This window comes from Cereibacter ovatus (assembly GCF_900207575.1).
GTDB lineage: Bacteria > Pseudomonadota > Alphaproteobacteria > Rhodobacterales > Rhodobacteraceae > Cereibacter_A > Cereibacter_A ovatus.
This window is the reverse complement of record NZ_OAOQ01000061.1, coordinates 1-1,196: the sequence shown is the minus strand read 5'-3', so window position 1 is coordinate 1,196 and position 1,196 is coordinate 1. Positions and strand designations below refer to the sequence as shown.

Annotated in this window: 1 protein-coding gene; it reads left to right on the top strand. The window is 64.7% G+C overall.

Annotated features, from left to right (window positions below; genetic code table 11):
• The first annotated feature begins 71 nt into the window (after window positions 1-71).
• Complete coding sequence (locus CRO07_RS19275) at window positions 72-899, top strand: hypothetical protein (RefSeq protein WP_235841110.1); 828 nt, start codon at window positions 72-74, stop codon at window positions 897-899.
• Window positions 900-1,196 lie beyond the last annotated feature (297 nt).

Below are 1,196 nucleotides of genomic sequence, written 5' to 3'. Positions count from 1 at the left end.
CAACGGCCACCCTCAAAGCCGTCTAGACGATCTGCTACCGTGGAACTTCACGCCGTCAAGATAAGCTGACTGTGGCCCACAGCGAACGCTTACGCTTCTTTCACATCGATATCGCGGAGGTGCAGACCGCCGAGGGCACCTGCGACGCTTGGGAGACCTTCGACGCCGCGGCGGCGCAGCCGATCCTGGATGACCTGACGGCGCTGATGCCCGCCAACGCCTTTGCCGAGTTCATCGGCACCAGCCGGTCGCAGTTCGATCTGCTGGTGAAGGACGGCGTGCTGGCGCCGGCGCTGGATGCGCCCGGCGTCAAGGCGATCTGGAGCCCGGTCCAGGGTCGCGCCTTCCTCGACGGACTGCTGTCCCGCGCGGTTTCGCTGGCCAAGGTGCCGCGCGGCTGGGAGCACGTGTCGAAATCGGCGCAGCGGCTGAAGATCGGCCCCGGCGCGATCATTGCCGCCATCCGGGAAGGCCGGATCCCGGGCGTCGGCAGACTTGAGGGCGTCGAGGGCTATGCCGCCGTCCATGTGAACCACGCCGACGTGACCCGGGTGCTTGGCGCGGACAGTCCAACGGCGCAGTCGATCGAGATTTTCGCCAAGGCGGTCGGTCTTCTGCCGCCAAGCCGCTTGAAGCGCCTGATCAAGGCCGGCGTCATCCCAGCGACCCGGCTGCAGAACCCGAAAACCCGGGCGTTCCAGCTTTATATCACCGCCGAGGACGCTGCCGCGTTCCATCGGCGGTACCTGACCCCGCGCACCCTCGCGCAGGAGTTCGGCCGCAGCTGGCAGAGCCTCACGGCAGAGCTGCGGGCGAAGGAGATCCGGCCCTGCTCTCCGCTGGGGGAAGACTTTGGCCCCCTGTACCTGCGCGCCGACGTGGTCTCTGCGCTTTCCTAACCGGCTGTTTCCCTTGTCATAAATGAAGAACGGGCCGCGCCTCTCATGGGCTGCGGCCCGTCCCCTATGCTTCCCGGACTACGCCCTCAAGAAAAGGGATGGTGTGAGTCCAGGAAAAGGCATGGTGTGGATGACAAGAACAGCTCTCGAAGCGCAAGGTAATTGTCCATTGTCCATTCCCGCAAGCTGTTGATTTCATTTAGTTCAGCCTGAACAACGCGATCAGGCGGCCGCGTGACTGTAGCCGCGAGCGCGCTCCTGCCGGATCATCGCCAGAACGAGGGTAATGACGGCGGC